Origin of the sequence: Holtiella tumoricola (assembly GCF_027857615.1) — a bacterium.
Classification (GTDB): Bacteria; Bacillota; Clostridia; order Lachnospirales; family Cellulosilyticaceae; genus Holtiella; species Holtiella tumoricola.
This window is the reverse complement of record NZ_JAQIFT010000045.1, coordinates 25,029-48,752: the sequence shown is the minus strand read 5'-3', so window position 1 is coordinate 48,752 and position 23,724 is coordinate 25,029. Positions and strand designations below refer to the sequence as shown.

Genomic DNA, 23,724 nt, shown 5'->3' with positions numbered 1-23,724 from the left:
CATTATTACTTCAAATTGCTTGTGATTACAGACACCAAACATAAGGTATATATAGATGAAATTTTCTAACAAATATGATAGAATTAATATAATTGATAACATTATATGGGGGTTATGTAATGAATTTTGGTAAAAAAGAAATACAAGTTATAAGTTTCTGTTTAGTGGTTCTTTTAGTATGTGTGGTTGTTCTTGTTTCAATATTTAATAAAAATAATTTTAAATTTGAACATGGAGAAGTTGGAGATCCTTACAAGTACATAACAAGTACAGGAGAATATAACGTTATGGTTGTAGAAGACGTTGCTATATCTAATGGGAATGTAATTATGGAAATTACAGCGGACAAGAATACCTTTATTGATTTTTTAAGCAAAAATGGGTTTAGCGTGATAGGTAAAAACGAAAGACCTATAAACGTTGAACTTGTGTCAGTAAGTGACATAGAAAATGGCAATGGTAATATACAAATAGTCACCAAGATACTAGAAAACAAAGAAGTTGATAGTGTTGTATTTACTAAGCTAAACAACAAAAAATATATAAAGTTTAATTTGAGATAGGTTTTCCTATCTCTTTTTTTTATGCAATTTTAAATGAAAGAGAGGTGGTGTTATGGATCAAGAAGTAGCTGGTATGGTTGTATCGTTAGGCTTAAAAGATAGCACATTTAGAGAAGGCATATCTAATTTAAATAGAAGTATGAAAGTTGTGCAATCCGAGTTCAAGGCAGCCGTTGGTGATGCTAAGAACTTAGGTAATAGTCTAAGCGGATTAGAAGCTAATAGTGAAAGACTAAGTAAGAGTATCAAGATACAAGAACAAATAATTGTATCTCATAGAGATAAGCTTGAAAAAAGTCAAAAGACATTAGAGCAGAATGTAACTACTCAAAAGAACTTAGAATCGGCACTTAATAAAGCAAAAGAATCCTATAATGCCAGCGTTTTAGCACTTGGAGAGAATGATGAAGCTACTATAAGCTTAAAAAAAGAAGTAGAAGACTTAGAGAAGAAATACAGCAATAATACAGAAAAAATCAAGAATAACATAAAAGCTATTGATAATAATACTATTTCTGTAAACAATTCAGAAGCAAAGTTAAAGTCTATGCAGAATGAACTTAAAGATACCACAAAGAAAATGGATGAGTTCGGTAAAGAAGTGAAAAACACAGATGGAGAAGTGAAAAAGGCTAATACAGGCATAAGTACAATGAATGTAGCCTTTGGAACGCTTGTTGCAGATGGAATACGAAAAGCTGTTAGTGCATTAGGAGACTTCATCAAGAAAGGGCTTGAACTTAATTCAAACTTACAAGAAGTTGAAAACGTTATAGAATCTGTATTTGGTGAAAAAGGCACTCAAAAGGTGACTGAATTTGCAAAAACAGCAAAAACAGAGTTTGGTCTTGCAGAGTTGCAAGCAAAGCAATTTACAGGCACTATGGGTGCGATTCTTGATAGTGCTGGTGTGGCAAGTAATAAAGCTCTTGATATGTCTATTTCATTCTCTAAACTAAGTGGTGATATGGCATCATTCTTCAATAGCAGTCCAGAAAAAGTATTTCAAGATTTAACAAGTGCTATGGCTGGAAGCGCTGAAACAATGCTGAAATATGGTGTAAATATGAAGGTTGCCAATATGGAACAGTACGCTATGAATAAAGGCATAAGCCAATCATGGAAAGATATGAGTGAAGCAGAGCAACAAATGTTACGCTATCAATTTATCATGGAAAAGACAAGCAAGGCTCAAGGTGACTTTGCTAAGACATCCGAATCTCACGCCAACCAGCAAAGAATCATGAAACTTCAATTACAAGAAATGTCTGCAATGTTGGCAGAAAAGTTATTGCCTGTCATAACAGAAATGACATCAAAGTTTGTTGATTTTATGATTACTAACGAAGAAGCTATAGGCAACCTAGCAAGTTTAATAAGCATATTAGGAAATACACTAGGTTTTCTATTTGCAGTATTAGCAAGTGTACCAGCAGAGTTTTACATGATATTAGGTGCTATTGCTATAGGTGTAACATTATTTACTAAGATTTCTACAGCAATTACAGCAACATCAGGAGCAGTTAGTGTTATATCAGGTGTATTTTCTGCATCAGCTAATCCAGTTTTAAAATGGACTGTAATTATAACAGGTGCAGTAGCAGCAGTAACATTATTGGTGGCAGCATTAAATGTATTATTCGGTAAATCAAAAGAAATGGATAGCACATTTAATAATATGGGTAATGCAGTAGGTAAAATAACCAATCAAGTCAATGGTGCTATGGGTGACGTTAAAGTGCCTAAGTATGCAAGTGGCACTAAGTATCATTCGGGTGGGTTAGCTGTAGTTGGCGAACGTGGTGCAGAATTGATTAATTTACCTAGAGGAGCAAGTGTAGACACTAACGGACATACGCAGGGCATACTTAGAAATAGCGTTACTAATAACGACAATAAACAAAGCTTTACAATACAAAATCTAACTGTACAAAGTAATAATGTAGATGATTTATTAAGGCAATTAGAAGATAGGGCGAGAAGAAAATAAAATGAGAGGAGGTATGAGTTATGGGAAGTAAAAGTTTTTCAATATCTGGAGGGGCTGTAGCTACATCTAGTACGTCTACAACAATGGATTTTACTAAACTTGTAAATGATTACAATAATGGATTAGTATCGGACTTAAACGGTACATTCAGTGGAATAGGTGTAAACGTAAAAAATGTTTCAATGGGTTCGACCGTTAATTGCAATGTAAACTCTTTTGGTATAAATTTTCCTGTAAGCTTCACATCTAAATATGAAGATACAGCAGATAGAAATATATACAAAGAATTGAGCGTACCGTTAAATACGGTCTCTCTTATAAATACATTAAAACAAAATTCAAATAAGTTAATGTCTACAATTACAAGTGGAACTACAAACTTTTATGCACCAGCTGGATTAAGTGTAACATTGACTACTAAAAATGTTGAAGATTTTACCTCAGCAACAATAACAGGTAAATATATAGATGAAGATATAGTTGTAACAAGAAATACAGGAACAGGTATTTATATAGCCTTACAACAAATATTAAAAGATAATACAACAAAAACGATATACTCAAAAGCAAGTAACACTAATTCAGTTGTTATACCAGCAGGAACAATAACGGATATTGTTAACTCTACTTACAAGGTTTATGTTGATTCTGGGATTTCATTAGAATCATATGGCGATATGTATATTATCCCAACAGGAGGCACAAAAGTCTATTTATTATCAGGGTTATCAGTAAAGACTCCAGAAATATCCAACCTTGCATACATTGGTGATTACTGGGAATATCCAATCACTATAAACTGGAGAAGTGAAAATCAAGGTAGTTATGAATATGAGTGTTATTATAATAATGCTAATGTAAAGAGTGGAAGTGGTGGAATTGACAAATCATTTATCATACCAGCAAATACTTTTACAGGCACATTACCATCTACTGTTAGAGTTAGAACATTAAGAACTTATGCAGGTGTTACATATTATTCTGACTGGGAAGAAATAAGTTTAAGATTGCAAGATATTACAGCTACTATTTCAAGCTTAAATGTAGAGGGTGATTACTGGGAAAAACCTATACTTGTAAGTTGGCAATCTAACAATCAGCAAAAATTCAAGGTAGAGGTATTAAAATCAAATGTAGTAATTAAGACCTATACAGGAACAACAGCCACAAACTACAGCATACCATTAGAAGAACTTTCAGAAGGCTTATGTGTTGTGCGTGTTAGCGTTGCTTATGCAGACAGATGGGTAAACAGCACAGAAAGAAGTGTTACACTAAAAGATACTACAGCCATACTAAGCGATATATCTTTGAGTGGAAGTAATATAGATTTACCACTTACTCTAAGTTGGCAATCAACAGATCAGCAGAAATACGAAGTTGAAATATATAAAGATGAATCAATAGTTCAATCTTATAATGGAACAACTGCAATAAGCGTTAATATCCCTAATAACACACTTACTACAGGGCTTCATAAGTTCAAAGTGAGAGTGGCATATAAGGATAGGTGGACTGAGTGGAAAGAATATACTGCCACTCTCACAGAAACACTTCCTAGCATTGGAGTATTAGAACCAGATGGAGTTATAACAGAAAGAGATAGCCCTATTCGTATTTGGTGGACTTCACAAAATCAAACAAGATGGAAACTAGTTATTGATGGTGTTACTACTCTTACAGGAACAACAGAAAAAGAGTATATATTAAATGCAGGAGCACTTACAACTGGCACTCACAGCATGTTGCTAACTGTTACATATGTTACTAGCTCAGAAATAGAAAAACCTACAACAAAAAGTAGTGAATGGATAGTACAAGGTAAACCACCTATCCCAACTATTACATGCAATGATTCTTTTCAAACAAATAGACCAACTATAACATGGGACACACAGGAACAACAGGGATACATTCTTGAAGTGCTGAATGGTGAAAAGGTCATATATTCCACAGACTGGGAGAACGGACTTGTCACAGTACATAAAATTAATGACTACTTAGAAAACGGTATCTATACAGTAAGAGTTAAAATAATGAATCAATTTAACCTTGAAAGTGACTATGGCAATAAGCAAATCACAATAAATGCTAATGTCAATGAAGGTATAGCTTTAGAAGCTATTCAGTGTCCTAGTAATGTTATGTTAACATGGGACAATCCTGGTAATGTTTTTGAAAAGTTTTATATTATTCGCAATGGTGAAGTAGTTGGAAAGACTGAAAAAACAACTTACATAGACTTCTCAGCGTGGGGTGAATTGATATATCACATAAGAGGTATCACATCTAATGATACTTTTAAAGATAGCAATCAAGTGTACTCAGAATGTAACATCAATAATGCTATTATATGTACAATTGATAGGTTAGAAGACATTATGGAAGTAGGTATAATGCGTGACAAATATTCGTTTTCAAGGGATATTTACCTTGAGTCAGAAGAAGTGTTTTTAACAGGAAGGATAAGTCCAGTAACAATATTCGGTGAGCATAAGAGAAATACCTACGCACTAAGTTTTGTATCATCCAATGTTAAAAAATTTATTGAAATGTGCAATAGGAAGCAAGTATTCTTGTATAGGGATAGAAACTTTAAAGCATATGTTACTGTTAGTAGCATAACTGAAAGTATTGATAAGTTTGGAATACAGTATACATGTGATCCCGTAGAAGTTGATTACAGTGAGGTGATAAAGTATGACTAATGAATTAGAAGCACTTTATTGTAAAAATGGTAGTAGGCATGAAGTGTATAAAGCAGAATGTATGGACTTTTATGGTATCAAAAGGTTTGATTTAAGCCTTATAGGCGGTACTGTTACTTTAAATAGTGAAGATACTATACAAAGAAGTGCTGAATTGAAGTTTCTTACAGATGATAGAATAGATTTTTTAAATGATAAAGTTAAGGTATCTATGGGGGTATATATCAATGGAAGTATCAAATGGTACCCATTAGGTGTATACCTATTTGTAAATCCGAGGGAATTAAATGGTATTTGTGAATGTACATGTTATGACCAGACTTATTATATACAACAGGATAGAGATATAACTCCTAAGCTATTTATAAAAGGCACTAACTATATTGATGTGCTTAAATACTTCATAATCTCATGTGGGGTTACTAAGATTAACATTCCTAGCACTACACTAACATTAAATACTGATTTAATATGTGACCACTCTAAGAATAAACTAGAGTGGTTTAATTATGTGGCAGAGCAAATAAACTACACAAAACTATCAACAGATGCAGAGGGGTGGTTTGTTAGCAGAAAGTATGTAGAACCTAGTCCAATAAACGTAAGTCATGTTTATGAGAGTAATGAATTTTCTGTTATAAGTGGTAATATCGGCATCAATATGGATTACTATAATATACCTAACGTGTTTACACGTATTGTATCAAGTCCTAACATAGCAGAAATGAAATCTACCTACATAAATAATGATACGCTTAGTAAGTTTTCTGTTATAAGAAGAAACGGTAAGAAGATCACTGATATAAAGTCTATTGATAATATAGCAAATCAGAAAGAACTTGATAATTTAGTCAGGAAGTTAGCTTTTAATTCTGTACAAGTAGAACAGGAGATAACATTTGAGACTTTAAATATGCCAAATCATAACACGAATGACATTATAGATTTAAGAAGTGATAATGTTAATGGAATTTTTATTGAAAAATCTTACTCTATGCAGTTAAAAGCTGGTGCTAAGATGAATCATACATGTAAAAGGCTGGTGAGACTGGAATGAATCAATATTTTGCAACAGTAGAAGAAGTTACAAGTAATGGTATAAAGCTTAGGCTAGATGGTGAGCAAGAAGCTAGAGAAACTTACTATAATAGCATTTCACAAGTTAATAAAGACGATAGAGTTTATATCAACTATGTGAGTGGTACTATTTTGATTTTAGGAAAATTATTATATAAAGAAAGGTCGTGATAACTTGAAAAACAAAGAATACGAAATACTTATTGACATATATCGTGGAGTATTAAACCCTCAAAATATTGTTTTCGTTACAGAAGATAATGGTAATTGTGTATTGAAGTTTTCTATATTAGAAAATAAGATCACAAAATATAATTTATCAAACTGCATCATTCGAATGGTTATTGAGGGTCAACAACAAGATTGCAACATTATAGACGCTACAAATGGTAAGTGTGAAATTACATTGCTGCAAAGTATGTTTAGCAAAGCTGGTAATTATAGAGCAGAACTACAAATTTATGATTCAATTAATCAATCATTAAGACTTACTACGCCTACGTTTGTATATAGCGTTAGAAAAAGTTTAATGAATGATGAAACTGCACAGGCTGATCCTAATTTTAGTATTTTGCAAAATATGATTTTAGAAGTAAGTAATGCAAATACAGTAGCAAATCAAGCAAAGGCAACAGCAGAAGGTGCACTTACTACAGCAAACTTAGCTGAAAGCAAAGCCGCTCAAATTATGGCTAATGGAGACTACGCTAAAGCACAAGGCGATTATGCTAAAGAACAAGGGGCGAAGTTTGATAAGGTACTAACCATAGACCAAGTCAGCAAGTCAAATTTTGATTTTATTCGTTCAAAAGTAGTGCAGGATGGGTTAATTGAAAATAAAAATTACACATCTTTTGAAGCAACTACATTTAATCCAAATGACAAAAATTTTACAATTATTGTTAAATTTACTATGTCATCATCAGATGGTTCAATTTTAGGCAATTGTCCTAGTTCATCTCTACTTAGTGGGTTTAGAATGTATACACACGCATCAAAAGATTTGTATTTTGGTAATTCTGGAGCGAGTAGTATAAATAAATTAAATACACAAGGTTTAAATGTTGGAGTAGAGTATACGGTTGTAATTAGCAAATTTGATACAGAAAAATATATCTTACAATTACTTCAAGGTTCTTCATTATTAACAAATAGTATTATAACAAAAAATTATCAATCAAGTCCTAGCACGCCATTGTCAATAAAAGGATATGGTGCTGGCGCAGGAGTTGCAATTGGTTCTGATGTATATGCAATTATTTATAACCAAACGCTAACACCTAATGAAATTCAACAAAATCTACAAGCACTAAATAATTTACCAAGTATCAGTCAAATCGCTACAACAAATACAGATGGTACAAAATCACCATACAAACTAGCCGCCGATAGTGAACACGTAATACATCGTAATGGATACAATGCAGAAGAGTGCCTAACTGGTATCTATGACATGTGTAAAAAAGAATTTGTAAGTACTGATGGTTCGGCTATAACAATACCTAACGCTATAGATAAAAGTAAGATTTTAACTGCGGAGATAAAAGGAAATACCTATAAATCGGTTAATCTACATCCTATTGTATCAAGATGGAATACTACGAGTAATAGTTATTATCCGGCAGAAAAAATACCCACCAGTGCTCTAAAGCCCAACACCCTGTATACAATTATTTTAATAAATAAACACCCAGATATATCAGAGATTTATTTTAATCAAGCGGTGATACCTCGAAATAAGATTACTGGCAACTTTGCGGTGGTTAGGACTAAGGAGATACTAGAGTCAAACACTGACTTTATACATTGTTATAACCTTACTGAAGGATATGTTTATAATGTAGATAACATTAGAGGCAAAGATTTAGTAGTATTAGAAGGAGACCAAAGTGCTATTGCCAATTCGATTACCACTGGAAAACCATCCTTGTTTTCTACACAAGCAATCATAGATTGCAACGGGTTAAAATACCCATTTTACTGGTTAAAAGATGGAGTTAAAACGCCTATTGTGCTTGGTGGAACCACGACAAAAAAAGACGTGTTAGAACTAAAAGAAGATGGTTCTGCGATTTATACACAAAACACTAAAGATGCTGATGATAGTAGTATGAGAGTTGATTTACAGACTCCTGTAGTAACAGCAATTCCAAAAGAACTCATGCCTACTATAGCTTTGCAACAGAGTAACACAATTAAGGTTGATTCAGGTGTTGCACCTAGTGAGTTTAAGGTGGTTGCTCCGGTAGATAGAGTAAGTGAAATGAGAACAGAGTTAGATGAGATTAAAGCAATCATTAATAGTCCTAGCAATTTGGGTTTAAGAGGTAATTATGCTATGGATCAATATAATGAATGTGTTGATGATATAAATAATTTAAAATAAGAGAGGATGATGTACAATGTACAACAACATGAAAATTTTAATTAGTAATAAGTATTACAAGACTAAAGAGGAAGCTATTGAAAAACTAGATGTATTCTTTGCAATGGGTAAACTTACAATAGATGAATATATGGAACTTACAATGCTAGCAGAAACAGTATACACTCCACCAGTTGTAGAGCCATTGCCAGAAGAAGTACCAGTTGAAGGAACACTAGCAGTTTAAATTAAATACATATAGGTATAGAGAAGCACCTTATAATAGGTGTATTTTTTATGCCTTTTATACAGAAATGAGGTGATTAGATGGATATTGCAACAATACAAGGACTGATTACAGGAGTAGGATTTCCTATTTTCTGTGTATTAGCATTAGGATTCTTTGGTTATAAAGTATGGGTTAAATCACAGGAACAGCATGAGAAACGTGAAGAGAGATCATATCAAATGTTAGAAGGGTTTAAAATTGCACTTGATAATTTTGGAAATATTCTAGCTAAATATGATGCAAAATTAAGTACGATAGAGGGTAAAATTGATAAAATAGAAGAGAAGATAGAGGGCAAATAATATGGATGTAACTAAGAGATGTGAAGACATAAATGAGCTAGTATCATACTTAAAACCATATGCAACTAGGTTAATTGAAGAGTGTAAGAAACAAGGTATTGATATTAAGATTACGGAAACGTATAGATCACAGGCAAGACAAGATTATCTCTATGCACAAGGTAGAACTAGACCAGGTAATATTGTAACTAATGCTAAAACTAGCGTACATACTTCACGTAAAGCTTTTGACGTATGCATTAATGTAAAGGGAAATGAGTATGATGAAGCACTTCTTAAAAGAGTTGGGAAGATAGGTGAATCAATCGGTCTTGAATGGGGAGGCAATTGGTCAAGTTTTAAAGATAGTCCTCATTTCCAGATGATGAATGAACCAAAGAAAGATACATTGAAAATCAAATTAAATGGAGTAGTAAAAGAAGTTGAATACATCGAAAAGAACGGTAACAACTTTGTGAAATTACAAGATTTAAGAGATAGTAAAATTACAATCGAGTATGATGGTATGCCTATTGTAGAAGTAAAATAGAGGGGTTTATTCCCCCTCTTATCCATTTGCTATTTCTATAAATTGCTCAATTGGTATTTTAAAATGCAAACAAATAGACTCTATTATATCAAGCCTCAGTGGCTTATCTTGCATTATTTTTGTATATGTAGTGCTACTGATACCAACAGTATTTATCATGTAATCCCTATCAATGTTATTTTGTATCATATAAATCTTGAACGGCTTATAATTTATCACTTGTATCACCCCTAATATAAAATTTACCATAAATATAAAAATTTTTAAATATAGTCAAGCATTTAAACGATTATTCGTGCATATGATGGAGTATAAACACCAAAACAAAATAATAGGTACACATTAAAGAGGTGACATGTAATGAAGGCAGAACGTAGAAATATTACAATCACAAATGAAACTGTATCAATTACATTAGATCGTGCAGAAAATGCAAGCAAGTTTATTGAGAAATGTATTCTATTCTATATAGAAGAAAACGAAAAAGAGTACGCACTATTAGAAGACTTAAATCAACTTGAAGATAAAGTAGAAGTGCTTAATAAGAACTACTTACAGACCAAAGATACATTAAACAAATTAGTAGATAATCTATTTGGAAGGGAGCAATGATAATGAAATTTGAGAATATCGTTAAAAAACTAAAAGCTGATAGTGTTAGAGTTTATCAAGGTGAGTTTGAATATAAGCCTGTAATGATGGTTTCTGGTACTGCATTGATAGACTTAGTAGATGGGGAGATAGTTCCCACCACAGCAAAATACACAGATGTAGTTAAACAAATACAGCAGGGTAAATCACACATTATGACGATAAATACGGTAAATGGATGCAGTCAAAAACGTCTTACAGAGTATCAAAAACTATAGAATGTGACGAGCAGTATCATGTGGGTATTGTGTGTAGGTTACGTGGGTAGCCTATACTGTGGGTACGTAGCCTTATGTATTGCAATGCCTAAGATATCATCACTCACTCCGTTCGTTTCTTCTATCTTAAACCCCTCATAGCGTTATAAAATTAAAAACTGTTAGAAGGTGTCTTGTCTATGAAGATATATTATATCAGACCAAAAACGACAAAGAGAAAGAGTATCAAGCTTTATAGTTTAGGATCATTATTAAGTTTTATTTCATGTTTAAGAGATAAAGAAGTAGCGATCATATTAATCTTTGTATTATTACTTGCGATAGTTGCAGCTATTCAAAACGTTTTAATGGCAGATAACAAGTCAGGAGACGAATGGGATAGAAAGTTAAAAGCCTATGAGAAGCATAAGAAAATAGAACGCATGTTAGAAGACACTAAAGATAAACACTGTAAAAATATTAATCCAAAAAACTTAATTTAAGTGGAGGTGTCTTATGATATTGGGAACTATGATGATGTTAACAGGTGCTACAGGGCTGTTTGGTATGAGTATTGCTCCAGAAGTATTTAAATATATCAAAAATAGAAAGAGATCAAAGAAAGATGTAGAACTCACTCTTGATGAGCAATACACTCAATTCTTTTCTAATTTAGGCATTATTGATCCTAAAACAGACTGGATAAAAGCAGTAGGAGAAGTAGAGAAACATGAATTCTATAGTAAAGTATCATTCTACCTATCAGACACATTGAGTGTTGCAGACTTTAAAAAACATGAAGAAACAATAAGACAAAAGTTAAGGGTAGATAACTTAGAAATCTACTACGAGAATGGAAGAATGATATTTAGGTCTAGGGTATCAGAATTGCCAATAATACCTTATGAGTTTGAAAAGACACCTAAGAATTTGATACCTCTTGGAATTAATTTAGATGGAGATGTTACGTCATGGGATGTTAAAAAAGATCCTCATGCAATGATTATCGCCGGCACAGGTGGAGGAAAGTCTAACCTTTTAAATTGCATTATAGACCATATTATAAATAATTCACCGAAGTCTAAGTTGTTCTTGATTGATATGAAGAATGGTATTGAGTTAGGGATATATCAAAATGTTAGAAATGTAGTAGCCTATGCCGAAGACTTACAAGGTGCAAAATTAGTTATAGCTAAAATAGAAGAAGAGTTTAAGGCTAGAGTACAGGTGATGAAAGAAGCTGGTTATCGTGATTTTAGTAAATACGTAAATGATAAGCCAAACACGACTATGAAGCGTGCTTATATTATTATTGATGAATTCCCAGATTTAAATGATGACGAGGATGCGATGGATTCACTTATTGAGTTAATCAGAAAAGTAAGGGCGGTAGGTATGCACATACTACTTGCAAGTCAAAGAGCCACGGTCGATTCAATTCCATCGAGTTTGAAAAATAACGTGTACTGCAAAATAGGCATGAAGATGTCAGATGCACATAATTCAAATTTGCTAATTGGTAGAGACGGACTTGAAAAATTAAACGCAGGGGAAAGTATATCCATTATAGATACAAAAGAAGTGTTCTTTAAAGCGTATTTAATAGAAGATAGCGTGATAGAGGAAACTGTAAAAAAATTTGCGAAATTAGATTCAGAAGTTAATTCAAACGAGCCTATCTCAAGCAAAGTTACTAAACTATTCTAGGATGTGATTTCATGGTTACTGAAAGAGATGCTATTGCTATATCATTCTTGGAACAATTCAACATGGCAGTACCTAAACAAATTGCTAAAGTAGCATATGAAGATAACTTGAAAATTTGCTATAACAGGCTTAATAGATTGCATAAAGATAAGTTGATTTACAAGACAGAAAATAAGATAGGCAAAGGATTCATTTACTCAGCATATAGGATTAGATCATTAAAGCAATTTATCCATAATAACATTAGGGTAGAATTCTTCTTAAAGTTATTACATGAATCGGATATAGATGAGTTTAAAGTCGAACCAGTAATGGAGAATATCAGACCAGATTTAGTAGTTAAGGGAACTTATAAACATCAGAAGTATTCATTCATTGTGGAGATTGAGACTAAACAGAATCACTCTAGTATCAACTATGATAAACACTTTAACTTTCTATTAATTAATTGGAGAAAATACTTCAATGAAGATGATAAGCCAATTATAGTGTACATTACCGATAAAAAGGTGGATAGCAGCAAGATTAAATTTGAGTATAGGCATATTAAAACCGATCTATCCAACTTCCAAGACATATTTAGTTAACTCGAGGACACAAAGTCCTCCTGTACATAGCCATAGAATAACATATTTAAGATGTGACTTATTCATGTGCTATACAGCTTTAATGGTTCAATGCACCGTCAGTAGACATAGCAGAGCGTCATAAAAGCGATATAAAACTATCTAATTTACAATGGAGGAATGATAAGAAATGACCAATTTAACACTTGCAGCATTACTCAGTATCACAATCAGTACACTTGCATTAACAACGTATTTGGTAAACTACTTTGGACTGAAGATGATTAATATGTACAAGGGATTTCACTACAAAATGTTCTTGATCTTCACGTTAGTACCATATTTCAATTTGATATTTTTGATTTGGAATGTAATTTTATTTGCTACTAATGTGAAAGGTTATAAAGTAGTGAAAAAGAAAAAAGCTTCAACACGTACATCTTCAAAAAGAAGAGTATATGTCAAAGCCTAATACATGTGTAGATATAGTATAACCAAATAGATATAGTTTATACAAGGCTTAGATGAAATTTTCTAAGTCTCTTTTTTAGCGTATATATTAGAAAGCAATGGGTTAGAGGTTTTAGAAAAAGAACAACTAAAGTCCTTTAAGAACCTCAGTCAAATTCAACGTGGTAATCTCGTCCCCACCATTCTCTGGTAGAAGGTAGATATTTTGTGCCTATATAATCTGTTGCTTGATATATCTCAAGTTAAAAAGTAGGTCGTAATCTAGTGACGAGTGGATTTAAAGTCAATAAAATCAACGCTTTCCTTGAATTGTTCCATCTTACTGTATCCCAGTCCCTCTAATAATTGTCGTGCATCAGACGCATAACAATTTAAAATATCAATAAAATCAATCTTAAAACAAGTTCTTTTAATGAACCTATTTTATGGGCTTGCTATTATACCATTATATATATTGTTTGCTTCAACACAAGTACCCCTCAACCCCTTGATATATAAGGTTTCTTAATTTATTTTATACCAATTTGCATTTTTTATACCATAAGTTTGGTATAGATAGTATACCCCCCCAACAACGATAATTCATATATATAGTATAGAGTTTTCATACATGGGGAGGTATTAACACTAATGAGTATAGTCCTGACTCATTAATTAACCATCCACCTCTTTGTCCTAAACTGGATAACGATTTGTTATTGAGTTTATCCTCATCATCAACATGGTCTTTTAATGCCTTGCTTGGATTTTCATAACCAAGTCTTTCAGCAACATCTCAAGTGTGAATCGCAATCGAGCTATAACTCTAACAGTCGTTAGCGAATCCCAAAACTGCCCTACGAAATGTAGGTGAGTTAGACTCAAAACAATTAAAATTTCCCCAACTGTAAGCATAAAGTAGTCTTATTATATATATGCTTGGACATGGGGAAAATAAATAATAGGAGATGTGGGTACAAAATGTCATGTCATAGATAGTTGATGACATTAATTCTATAATGTAAAATATGTAATACTTATTATAAATCTTTACCAAGACTGTAAACCGGACTATAATAGAAGTAAATTTTGATTTACAAGATAAAATAATCTGATTTACAATACGTTTATTTGTTTTTTATTAGTCTATATAGGGAATATCATTATAGAGAACAATTTTCTATTGATTCTTGGAAGAGATAACAGGAGAAATTTTATAGCTAGCTTGACGAATACAGGCTAAAAACGTACTATTATAGGTAGAATTATATTATGAGAGACAATAAAAATGAATAGATAAACTTAGAAAATTTATTAAGATAAAGACTAAGATATAGGACAGATTGGAGAACGTATGAATACATCAGACTTTTATTTTGACTTACCAGAAGAACTTATAGCTCAAGTTCCTCTTGAAGAACGTACAGCATCAAAACTTATGGTACTTGATAAAGTAACAGGTGAAATACAACATAAACATTTTTATGATATGATAACTTATTTAAATCCTGGAGACTGTTTAGTACTTAATGATACACGTGTTATTCCAGCAAGACTTTTTGGAGCAAGAGAAGGTTCTGGTGGAAAAGTAGAGTTTTTACTTCTTACAAGAAAAAGTGAAAAAGATTGGGAAGTTCTTGTAAAACCAGGGAAGAAAGCACGTATTGGAGACCGTATTGTATTTGGAGACGGTATTTTAACAGCGACAATTAAAGAAATAATTGAAGATGGAAAACGAATTGTAACTTTTGAATATGAAGGGATTTTTGAAGAGGTACTAGATCAACTTGGTGAAATGCCACTTCCACCATATATTCATGAGAAATTAGAAGATAAAGAACGCTACCAAACAGTGTACTCAAAACATGAAGGCAGTGCTGCAGCACCTACAGCTGGCTTACACTTTACAAAAGAATTATTAGAACAAATTAAAGAAAAAGGTGTGCATATCGCCTATGTAACACTACATGTTGGGTTAGGTACTTTCAGACCAGTAAAAGTAGAAGATATTTTAGAACATGAAATGCACTCAGAATTCTATATTATTGATGAAGAAAATGCTAAGATTATTAATGATGCCAAAGCTAATGGCGGCAAAATTATTTCAGTTGGTACAACTAGCACAAGAACATTAGAATCTAATGCTACTGAAGATGGCGTTATATGTGCAGGTAGCGGTTGGACAAATATCTTTATTTATCCAGGTTATAAGTTTAAATGTGTAGATAGATTATTTACTAATTTCCATTTACCAGAATCAACACTTATTATGCTTGTAAGTGCTTTAGCAGGTCGTGATCAAGTATTACATGCTTATAATGAAGCAGTTAAAGAGAAATATCGTTTCTTTAGTTTTGGAGACGCTATGTTTATTAAATAGATTGATTTATATTAAATATTAAGGTTGTCACAGTATACATGTAGTTCTAGGTTTTGAGGTTTTAACCTCTCTTAAGCTTTAGAATGAATGAGTTAGATACTGTGACAATTTTTTATTAACTGTTCTATAAAGAACTTGATTTTTGGGAATCATCTAATAAGGTTAGTGAAAGGAGAAAAAAGTGTACGCATTAGTAACAGGAGCAACGAGCGGTATAGGGAGGGCTTTGACCTACTTGTTAGCCAAAGAAGGTTATGATTTATTGCTTAGCGCAAGAAATTTGAAGAATTTAAAAGATTTGCAAATAGAGTTAGAGAAGACTTATAATGTAGTAGTACAAGTAGTAAGTGTGGATGTTACTCAACTAGAGGAGATAGACCACCTGATTTCATACATAAAAAGTCAAAATAGAAAGATAGATTTGTTTGTAAATAATGCAGGGGTTGGATTCTTCGGAGCATTTGAAGAAATGAGTGAAGAAGAAGACTTAATTAGTATTGATACAAATATTAAAGGTTTTACCTATTTGACGAAAAAAGTGTATCCTTATCTTGGGTCAGGTAGTACTGTACTTCAAGTTGCATCGACAGCAGCCTTTGCTCCAGGTCCATATATGGCAGTGTATTATGCTTCTAAATCTTATGTATTATCACTATCTATGGCGCTACGTAATGAATGGAAGGATAAAGGGATTCATGTAAGTATACTATGCCCAGGCCCTACAAAAACAGAGTTTATTAAAAAGGCAAGGATGCAAAAGTCTGGACTTGCTAGCTTGACAGCGATGACACCAGAGCAAGTTGCAAAATGTGCTTACAAAGGAATTAAAAAGCATAAGGCTATTATTATCCCTGGAATGACTAATAAATTATCTACCGTAGTTATGTCATTATGTCCGATCAGGCTAAGTACATTACTTGTACGCAGTACTCAGAAAAAATAGGAGAGAGGAGGGGAGCTATGACTAAATATAGCAAAATCTTTAAAGTTAATTTTAGAGATGTAGACTTTAATTACAATTTAACAATGAATGCTCTTGTAGATTATATGCAAGAAGTAAGTGGTGAGCATGCTTTAGAACTAGGTATTGATTTTACATTAGATGAAGATCAGCAAATGTATTGGATTGTGTCTCGTGCAAAAATGCATTTAGATAGTTACCCAAAGTGGCAACAACATATACGTATTGAGACTTATCCTGTAGGTGTTGACAAGTTGTTTTGTGTAAGAAGATTTGATATTTTTGATGAAGAAGATAGGCAACTTGGATATATCATTGGAGATTATATTTTAATGGACTATCATACACATAGACCCTTACGTGTGCAAAAGTTAGAAGGACCTATGCAAAAGCTCAATTGGCCTTATGAAGGTGAGGAGCTTCCAAAACTTAAAGCACCTGTAGAAGTTATAAAAGAAGATATTCGTAAAGTGCGTAGTGGTGAAATTGATATCAATGGACATATGAATAATGCACATTATGTACGCTGGGCAACAGATATGCTTGATTGTGATGAACGCACTAAAAATCCGATTCGCAGTATTCAAACCAACTATGTTACATCTTTAGTAGAGGGTGACCAAGTACGTGTAATAAGAGGATTAGATGAAGATGGGAGCACGCTTATTCAAGGAACGAGCCTTGATGGTACGACAGTGTACTGGACAAGTAAGATTGTGCTTATGGACTTATAATAAAAATATTATTTTAAAACAATTATTTTGATGTTAGTTAAGCTAGCTTAAGTCAAATGCCTGTGAAATTAAATGGAGGACTTAAGTTAGCTTTTAAATTTTAAACTTATAAAAAGTATGTTATACTAGCTGTAGTTTGCAGAAATATGGAAAACAAAAGAGTAAACAGTGTTTGCTAAACAAAAAGATAAGAGAGGACAGAAAATGGATTTTATTGAAATTTTTAAAGCGATTATATTAGGAATCATTGAAGGTATTACAGAGTGGTTACCAATTAGTAGTACAGGTCACATGATTTTAGCAGATGAATTTATTAAGCTCAATGTAACACCACAATTTAAAGAAATGTTCTTTGTAGTTGTGCAACTAGGAGCTATTATGGCAGTTGTTGTCTTGTTCTGGAATAAGCTATTTCCTATTTCTTTTAAAGATAAGGTAACAATTAAAAAAGATACCATCAACTTATGGTTAAAAGTAATTGTAGCTGTATTACCAGCTATGATTATTGGTCTACCTTTTGATGATTTATTAGACGAACTATTTTATAATTACCAAACAGTAGCATTAATGCTGATTATTTACGGGGTACTCTTTATTATTATTGAAAATCGTAATAAAGATAAGGTAGCAAAGATACAGACTTTAGATCAATTAACTTATAAGGCTGCGCTTATGATCGGTGTATTTCAAGTTCTTGCACTTATCCCAGGTACATCACGTTCAGGAGCAACAATTATTGGTGCTATATTAATTGGAACCTCACGTTTTGTAGCAGCAGAATTTACATTCTTCCTAGCTATTCCAGTTATGTTTGGAGCAAGCTTATTAAAGCTTCTTAAATTTGGATTTGTATTTACAAGTATGGAGCTGACTATCCTTTTAGTAGGAATGGTTGTGGCATTCGTAGTATCTATTTTAGCAATTAAGTTCTTAATGGGCTATATTAAGAAACATGACTTTAAAGCATTTGGATATTATCGTATTGTGTTAGGTATTATTGTTCTTGCCTATTTCTTCTTAAGATAGGCATACAAAAAAGCCCTACCAAGTATTTACTTGGTGGGGCTTTTTTATAAGGAGTAAGTCCTCACGTAAGTCTAATGCAATATTAAGTATATCACAATTGTTAGAATTGTAAACACAATTTGTAGATTTAATTTTGAAATCCTGTTAAAATGAGTGGATTACTATCACTAATACCAAGACAAAAACTCATCTCTTGTGTATCAAGGTTATATACTGAAAGATAATTCTTAAAGCGAGGACCAGATAAGTCCTCTAACAAGAGATAGACGAGATTATCTTTAAGAGTAAGATCGAGTACTTTTGGCCAAGAAGACGGGAGTGAAAGTAGGTAAGGGGTGGGAACTGATTTCTGATAGAGAAGTTCCTTATTTTCCAAAAGTAGATATTTTACTTCATTCTCTTGTAAAGCATAGGTAAATGTATATTGAGTATTGCATAGAACACCTTCAGCTTCAAAGGGAAGAGGGAAGTAGGATAAAGTATCATCTAAAGGATTATAAATTTGTAAGGTATTACCTGCTATAAAAAGGGCTAGCCCATTATCTGTAAGCGTATAGTGCATGCTATTTAATGCAGAAGGATGTGTCTCTAAGCGTTTATAATCAATGACATCAAAGGTATTTAAATCTACAGTATAAATAAGAGCATGGTAGCTCATGGCTTCACCAGCTAAGATAATAAGTTGGTTATCTATAACTCTCATATCAGATACATACATAGAGTGGGTATAAAGCTTTTGCGGTAAGTTAAGAGAGGAAAGCTTACCTGTAGCATTTTCAAGAATACGAAAGGTACTTAAATCTCCAGGAAAGGCAAAGAAGGTAAAGGTATCTGTTTCATAGTAATCTTGAAAGGTTGAGGTTAGAGGTTGACCATTTTGAGAAAATATTTTTTGATAGTTTTTAAATTGATTTTGTTCTATAAAGCCCTCTGAGTAAGGAACAAAGTTTTGTGAAGTAGCTTTTAGATCTTGGCCAGAAAAAGTAAAAGCATGAATTTGTTTGTAAGTAAAATCAGAACCATAGATAGAGATATCAGTCAAATCCACACTATTTTGTGCATTTATGATTAATTCTGTGTATAACTTAGGGGGAAGAAAAGTTTTTATGAGGATAACTAAAGCGATTAGACTTATAGCTAGTCCAGTAACTATTAAGGCTAATCGCTTTTTATATGTTTGTTTCATAAGTATCACCAATCCTTACTAGGATCAAATCCATAGATTTGCAGTGTTTCTAAATAGGGGCTACGTCCAATATCCCCAGGGGAAACAAAGATACCACCAGAGCTATCTAGGTCAATACCAAATTGCTTAAAAGTATGCCATACAATATGTGAACAATGGGTACTTGTAGGAATGGTCTTATTGGTTTTCATAGCAAGAATATTATAAGGAATACCTTGCATAGAAGTAGCAGCAAAGTTTGCAATTTCATCTAAGAAAGCTTGGTCTACATCTTTTAGACGCATCATTTTAAAGGTAGGACGATAAGACCACCAAGAAGCATCTTGCTCCATACTAAGTGTAAATGGTTCTAGTGATTCTAACATTTTACCACGTACACTATCAATAACAAGGCCAGCATGTCCATGACGCCAATTATATGTGTAAGTAGATTTAGATAAGAAGATATAACCATTTTCATAAGGTGCTAGTTCAAAGGCTGGAATCATTTCACCTTTCTCATTAAGTACTTTATCAATATTTGTAAAAGGAGTCATTTTTGTTTTAACTACATTTTGAGGTTTAAAGTAATTGGATTGAAAAGATAACATTTTTGTTTTAAAATCAGGTTGTTGTTTCAAGATATCTATCATAGGTTTAGCAATACCTGTTTGAGCATAGAGTAAGGCATAATCTTCATCAGAGAAACTAGGTTGATCAAGAACTTCTTCTATAGAAACATGGCTAACTTGTGGTGCAAAAAACATGTTGTTAGCAGCATGAAAACCTAACAAAATATAGATAGTGAGTGCGAGGCCTAATATACTAGAGATAACTATTAAAGGTATTTTAAATTTTTTCATTGGGAATTCCTCCTAACTCCATTATCCACATTATAACAAAGTATTATGAGGCAAAAAAGAAGAATACTAAAAAGAGGTGACTTAAAATGATTAAACTGATTGTTTCAGATTTAGATGGAACGTTAGCATTAGAGGATGGAAGCTTTTCAAAAGAAACTTTTGAAGTAATTCATGCACTTAATAAGAAAAATATAAAATTTGCTGTAGCAACTGGCAGGCAAGGTGCAACAGTAGAAAATGATTTTAAAGCAGTATTAGACTGTATTTATGTAATTGCAGACAATGGTGCTATGATTAAACATCAAGGACATGAAATAGGTGTAACCTATTTAGATCAGCAAAAAGCAAGACAGGTCATTGAAACAGGAAAGCAAATAGAAGGAATACAGATGATTATCTGCTGTAAAGATACTGCTTATAATCTTTCAGTGGATCCTCACTTTGAAGATGAGATTGCTAAGTATTATTATAGTCTTCAGAATGTAGATAGTAGTGATGATATAAAAGAAGATATTATTAAGATAGCCTTTTATCATAGAGAAGGTATAACAAAAGAAATAGAGAATGTTTTAAAAGAAAAATGGGGAGAACATTTTGCGATTACAGTATCGGGTAAAAATTGGGTGGATATAGGAAGTATTCAAACTAGTAAAGGTGCAGGGGTTAGATTCCTTCAACAGAAGTATCAGATAGATCCAGCAGAATGTATGGCATTTGGTGATTATTTCAATGATGTATCTATGTTGAATGAGGTAGAAGAAAGTTATGTAATGGAACATGCTCCAGTAGAAATGAAGCAACATGCTAAACATATTGCTAAAACAGGTAAGGTACTAGATATTATTAGAGAGAGATGTTTATAAATAGTAGCAGAATCATAAATAAAAATAGAAGAGGATATACCTTTGGGTATATCCTCTTCTATTTTTATTTATGATTTATATGTTAGAGAAAAGGGGGAAGGCGGGAACTAACCCACTTTCTTACATAGACTAAATGTTAAATGAATTAATAACTTTGTAATATAAAAGGGTAAGATAGGAAAAAATAAGGATAAAATAGAAAATGTAATAATATGGAAAAACTAAAATTCTTGAAAAGACTTGTAAAGATGGAAAAAATGTGTATAATAAATATTACAAAGATGTTACAAACAGCAAACAAATATGTAACAACTTTAAAATTCGACTTGAAAAAAGGAGACGTATTATGAAATTTAAAAAATTATTTACTTTAGCATTAATGGGAATAACTGCACTTTCAGCAACAGCATCAGTGCAAGCGAAGGAACTTACATATAAAGCATATGAAAACGGGTGTGTTATTAAAGTTGGAAACTCCAATAGCTGTTCTCAAACAACTACTAAGCCATCACAAGATTGTTCAAATTGGTTACCAAATTGTCCAACTATAAACAAGCCATCAACAGATTGTCCAGAGTGGTTACCAGGTTGCTCAGATAATAATTGTCCAGATGTAGAATTACCAGATACAGATCAACCAGCAACAAACAAACCAGGATGGTTACCAGATATTTCAGTACCAAGTAAGCCAGATACAAGTAAGCCAGACACAAATAAGCCAGACACAAGTAAGCCAGACACAAGTAAACCAGGAACAGGTACAGAAGTAAGCTCTCAAACAGCTTATGAAAATAAAGTATTAGAACTTGTTAACGTTGAACGTTCTAAAAATGGTTTAAAACCTCTTACAATGGATGAAAGTGTTAGAAAAGTAGCAAGAACTAAATCTACAGATATGAGACAAAATAAATATTTTGATCATACAAGCCCAACATATGGATCACCATTTGATATGTTAAAACAATTTGGCATTAGCTACAGAAGTGCCGGTGAAAATATTGCACAAGGTTATCAAACACCAGAAGCAGTAGTAAAAGGATGGATGAATAGTCCAGGACACCGTGCAAACATTCTTAATTCAAGCTTCACACATATTGGTATAGGATATGATGCTCAAGGACATTACTGGACACAAATGTTCATTGGCAAATAATATAAAACATACAAATTAATAGATAAAATAGCGAAACATACATACAAAAATACAGCATACATACAAATGCATATAAAAATGAGGACTGTTACGGGACAGTCCTCATTTTTATTGTTATCACTTTAAAGGGAATGTGGTATATTGTCATAAGACAAGTAGTAAAATACATAAGCTAAAATATAAGGAGGTGGAAAAATGACGTATAAAACTCATATAGTAGGAGGAATAGTTTTAGCCGGCGTTATTCATCAGCATTTTTTCACTTTGTCTGAACTAGAATTTACTTGTTATTACATTGGAGCAACTGCGGGAAGCTTGTTGCCAGATATAGATCATCCTCAAAGTTTTATTAGTCAACAAATGAGCTTATTACATTATCCATTTAAAAAGCTAGGACATCGAAAAGGAACACATAGTTTATTGGGCTTAGGTATAATGTGGGGAATAGTGTATTCGCTATTTGGAACTAATTATGTTGGATTAGGAGTAGTATTAGGATATTTATCACATTTACTATTAGATATGCTAAATCCTAAAGGTGTACCTTTACTATACCCTTTTACAAAATACAAATATAAAATAATAGGTAAAATACATACAGGAGAAAGAGGAGAAGAGATTGTTTATTTTATACTAATGGTAGCTTTACTATTTTTAGTAGTGAAAGGCTTATCTCAAATATCATTCTTAGGATTATAAAAAGCCCGTCTTCATTTGACTTTACAAAGTCTTATGGAGACGGGCTTTTATTTACATCTTGTATTTTTTTTCGCGTACTTTAGCAGAAATCTCAGCTAATTCTTCCTTAGAAAGATCCTCTAAGTGCTCTAATTTTTCTAGGAAAGTAGCTGTACTTTCATTCGCTTTAATTTTCATAAATTCCATGTAGAAACTAACAACAATACCAGGAATAAGTGCAATGACAAATATCCCATAAAAACTTAAAAGTACAGTTAAAAGCCTACCTAGAGTTGTAACTGCATAGAAGTCACCAAAACCTATTGTTGAAACAACGGTAAAGCAGTACCATAGGCTATCCCCATAGGAATTAATACTAGGTTCAACTAGTTCAAAAATAAAACCCATAAAAAGAATAAAGATAAAAAAGCTTATAACAATCTTATCGGCATTTGTACTTTTTAATATTTTCCAAACTAACTTTAATTTTTTCATTGTTCACCTAAG

Annotated in this window: 27 protein-coding genes and 1 pseudogene; 23 read left to right on the top strand and 5 right to left on the bottom strand. The window is 32.5% G+C overall.

The annotated features are described in order from the left end of the window. Positions 1-119: 119 nt before the first annotated feature. The 9 genes from PBV87_RS11490 (at position 120) to PBV87_RS11450 (ending at position 9,823) form a co-directional block, all read left to right on the top strand. Positions 120-563: a hypothetical protein gene (locus PBV87_RS11490; protein ID WP_271012382.1), complete on the top strand. Its 444-nt coding sequence runs from the start codon at positions 120-122 to the stop codon at positions 561-563. 52 nt (positions 564-615) lie between these two features. Beyond that, complete coding sequence (locus PBV87_RS11485; protein ID WP_271012381.1) at positions 616-2,553, top strand: phage tail tape measure protein; 1,938 nt, start codon at positions 616-618, stop codon at positions 2,551-2,553. A 20-nt stretch (positions 2,554-2,573) separates the two neighbouring features. Further along, positions 2,574-5,261, top strand: coding sequence for a hypothetical protein (locus PBV87_RS11480; RefSeq protein WP_271012380.1), 2,688 nt, complete (start codon positions 2,574-2,576; stop codon positions 5,259-5,261). Further along, positions 5,254-6,318: a hypothetical protein gene (locus PBV87_RS11475; RefSeq protein ID WP_271012379.1), complete on the top strand. Its 1,065-nt coding sequence runs from the start codon at positions 5,254-5,256 to the stop codon at positions 6,316-6,318. Before PBV87_RS11480 ends, PBV87_RS11475 begins: the two co-directional genes overlap by 8 nt. Continuing rightward, positions 6,315-6,509 (top strand): hypothetical protein, encoded by a 195-nt coding sequence (locus PBV87_RS11470; protein WP_271012378.1) that lies wholly within the window; start codon positions 6,315-6,317, stop codon positions 6,507-6,509. The genes PBV87_RS11475 and PBV87_RS11470 overlap by 4 nt, the downstream gene beginning before the upstream one ends. Before the next feature lie 4 nt (positions 6,510-6,513). After that, positions 6,514-8,724, top strand: coding sequence for a BppU family phage baseplate upper protein (locus PBV87_RS11465; RefSeq protein WP_271012377.1), 2,211 nt, complete (start codon positions 6,514-6,516; stop codon positions 8,722-8,724). A gap of 28 nt (positions 8,725-8,752) precedes the next feature. Continuing rightward, a complete protein-coding gene (locus PBV87_RS11460; RefSeq protein ID WP_271012376.1) occupies positions 8,753-8,950 on the top strand; it encodes a hypothetical protein in 198 nt (65 codons plus the stop codon). An 80-nt stretch (positions 8,951-9,030) separates the two neighbouring features. Continuing rightward, positions 9,031-9,294: a hypothetical protein gene (locus tag PBV87_RS11455; RefSeq protein WP_271012375.1), complete on the top strand. Its 264-nt coding sequence runs from the start codon at positions 9,031-9,033 to the stop codon at positions 9,292-9,294. A 1-nt stretch (position 9,295) separates the two neighbouring features. Beyond that, positions 9,296-9,823, top strand: a complete 528-nt coding sequence (locus PBV87_RS11450) for a M15 family metallopeptidase (protein ID WP_271012374.1) — start codon at positions 9,296-9,298, stop codon at positions 9,821-9,823. 18 nt (positions 9,824-9,841) lie between these two features. Here PBV87_RS11450 and PBV87_RS23075 read toward each other — a convergent pair whose 3' ends face one another. Then, positions 9,842-10,012 (bottom strand): helix-turn-helix domain-containing protein, encoded by a 171-nt coding sequence (locus PBV87_RS23075; RefSeq protein WP_416388425.1) that lies wholly within the window; start codon positions 10,010-10,012, stop codon positions 9,842-9,844. Positions 10,013-10,183: 171 nt separating this feature from the next. On the opposite strand from PBV87_RS23075, the gene PBV87_RS11445 reads away from it, so the two are divergent. The 6 genes from PBV87_RS11445 to PBV87_RS11420 all read left to right on the top strand — a co-directional run bounded on the left by PBV87_RS11445 (position 10,184) and on the right by PBV87_RS11420 (position 13,416). Continuing rightward, entirely contained in the window at positions 10,184-10,435 is a 252-nt protein-coding gene (locus PBV87_RS11445) for a hypothetical protein (protein ID WP_271012373.1), read from the top strand. Next, positions 10,432-10,692 carry a hypothetical protein gene (locus PBV87_RS11440; RefSeq protein ID WP_271012372.1) on the top strand — a complete coding sequence of 87 codons (261 nt, stop codon included), beginning with the start codon at positions 10,432-10,434 and terminating at the stop codon, positions 10,690-10,692. Before PBV87_RS11445 ends, PBV87_RS11440 begins: the two co-directional genes overlap by 4 nt. Positions 10,693-10,871: 179 nt before the next feature. Next, the gene (locus PBV87_RS11435; RefSeq protein ID WP_271012371.1) at positions 10,872-11,174 is read left to right on the top strand and encodes a hypothetical protein; all 303 of its coding nucleotides are present in this window, start codon (positions 10,872-10,874) and stop codon (positions 11,172-11,174) included. Positions 11,175-11,187: 13 nt separating this feature from the next. After that, positions 11,188-12,378, top strand: coding sequence for an FtsK/SpoIIIE domain-containing protein (locus tag PBV87_RS11430; protein ID WP_271012370.1), 1,191 nt, complete (start codon positions 11,188-11,190; stop codon positions 12,376-12,378). A gap of 11 nt (positions 12,379-12,389) precedes the next feature. After that, positions 12,390-12,965, top strand: coding sequence for a hypothetical protein (locus tag PBV87_RS11425; RefSeq protein WP_271012369.1), 576 nt, complete (start codon positions 12,390-12,392; stop codon positions 12,963-12,965). Positions 12,966-13,134: 169 nt separating this feature from the next. Beyond that, positions 13,135-13,416 (top strand): hypothetical protein, encoded by a 282-nt coding sequence (locus PBV87_RS11420; RefSeq protein WP_271012368.1) that lies wholly within the window; start codon positions 13,135-13,137, stop codon positions 13,414-13,416. 603 nt (positions 13,417-14,019) lie between these two features. Here the strand turns inward: PBV87_RS11420 and PBV87_RS23070 are convergent. Continuing rightward, a pseudogene (locus PBV87_RS23070) lies at positions 14,020-14,178 on the bottom strand (BRO family protein); the annotation flags it as partial. Between the two features lie 570 nt (positions 14,179-14,748). Between PBV87_RS23070 and queA the strand changes: the two are divergent. The 4 genes from queA to PBV87_RS11400 all read left to right on the top strand — a co-directional run bounded on the left by queA (position 14,749) and on the right by PBV87_RS11400 (position 18,495). Further along, on the top strand, positions 14,749-15,774 hold the full coding sequence (gene queA, locus PBV87_RS11415) for a tRNA preQ1(34) S-adenosylmethionine ribosyltransferase-isomerase QueA (protein ID WP_053986242.1): 1,026 nt from the start codon (positions 14,749-14,751) through the stop codon (positions 15,772-15,774). 181 nt (positions 15,775-15,955) lie between these two features. Beyond that, the gene (locus PBV87_RS11410) at positions 15,956-16,717 is read left to right on the top strand and encodes an SDR family NAD(P)-dependent oxidoreductase (protein ID WP_271012367.1); all 762 of its coding nucleotides are present in this window, start codon (positions 15,956-15,958) and stop codon (positions 16,715-16,717) included. Positions 16,718-16,734: 17 nt separating this feature from the next. Next, on the top strand, positions 16,735-17,469 hold the full coding sequence (locus tag PBV87_RS11405) for an acyl-[acyl-carrier-protein] thioesterase (protein ID WP_053986240.1): 735 nt from the start codon (positions 16,735-16,737) through the stop codon (positions 17,467-17,469). Between the two features lie 204 nt (positions 17,470-17,673). Then, entirely contained in the window at positions 17,674-18,495 is an 822-nt protein-coding gene (locus tag PBV87_RS11400) for an undecaprenyl-diphosphate phosphatase (RefSeq protein WP_053986239.1), read from the top strand. A gap of 127 nt (positions 18,496-18,622) precedes the next feature. On the opposite strand, the gene PBV87_RS11395 is transcribed toward PBV87_RS11400, so the two are convergent. Together PBV87_RS11395 and PBV87_RS11390 are read right to left on the bottom strand one after the other, a co-directional pair. Next, the gene (locus tag PBV87_RS11395; protein WP_053986238.1) at positions 18,623-19,681 is read right to left on the bottom strand and encodes a hypothetical protein; all 1,059 of its coding nucleotides are present in this window, start codon (positions 19,679-19,681) and stop codon (positions 18,623-18,625) included. A 5-nt stretch (positions 19,682-19,686) separates the two neighbouring features. After that, positions 19,687-20,523, bottom strand: coding sequence for a hypothetical protein (locus PBV87_RS11390; RefSeq protein ID WP_271012366.1), 837 nt, complete (start codon positions 20,521-20,523; stop codon positions 19,687-19,689). An 86-nt stretch (positions 20,524-20,609) separates the two neighbouring features. On the opposite strand from PBV87_RS11390, the gene PBV87_RS11385 reads away from it, so the two are divergent. The 4 genes from PBV87_RS11385 (at position 20,610) to PBV87_RS11370 (ending at position 23,238) form a co-directional block, all read left to right on the top strand. Beyond that, positions 20,610-21,386, top strand: a complete 777-nt coding sequence (locus tag PBV87_RS11385; protein WP_271012365.1) for an HAD family hydrolase — start codon at positions 20,610-20,612, stop codon at positions 21,384-21,386. Between the two features lie 212 nt (positions 21,387-21,598). Beyond that, positions 21,599-21,736: a hypothetical protein gene (locus PBV87_RS11380; protein ID WP_271012364.1), complete on the top strand. Its 138-nt coding sequence runs from the start codon at positions 21,599-21,601 to the stop codon at positions 21,734-21,736. After that, positions 21,733-22,539 (top strand): CAP domain-containing protein, encoded by an 807-nt coding sequence (locus PBV87_RS11375; protein ID WP_271012363.1) that lies wholly within the window; start codon positions 21,733-21,735, stop codon positions 22,537-22,539. Before PBV87_RS11380 ends, PBV87_RS11375 begins: the two co-directional genes overlap by 4 nt. Positions 22,540-22,734: 195 nt before the next feature. Then, a complete protein-coding gene (locus PBV87_RS11370) occupies positions 22,735-23,238 on the top strand; it encodes a metal-dependent hydrolase (protein ID WP_271012362.1) in 504 nt (167 codons plus the stop codon). Between the two features lie 51 nt (positions 23,239-23,289). On the opposite strand, the gene PBV87_RS11365 is transcribed toward PBV87_RS11370, so the two are convergent. Beyond that, a complete protein-coding gene (locus tag PBV87_RS11365) occupies positions 23,290-23,712 on the bottom strand; it encodes a potassium channel family protein (protein WP_053986233.1) in 423 nt (140 codons plus the stop codon). Positions 23,713-23,724 lie beyond the last annotated feature (12 nt).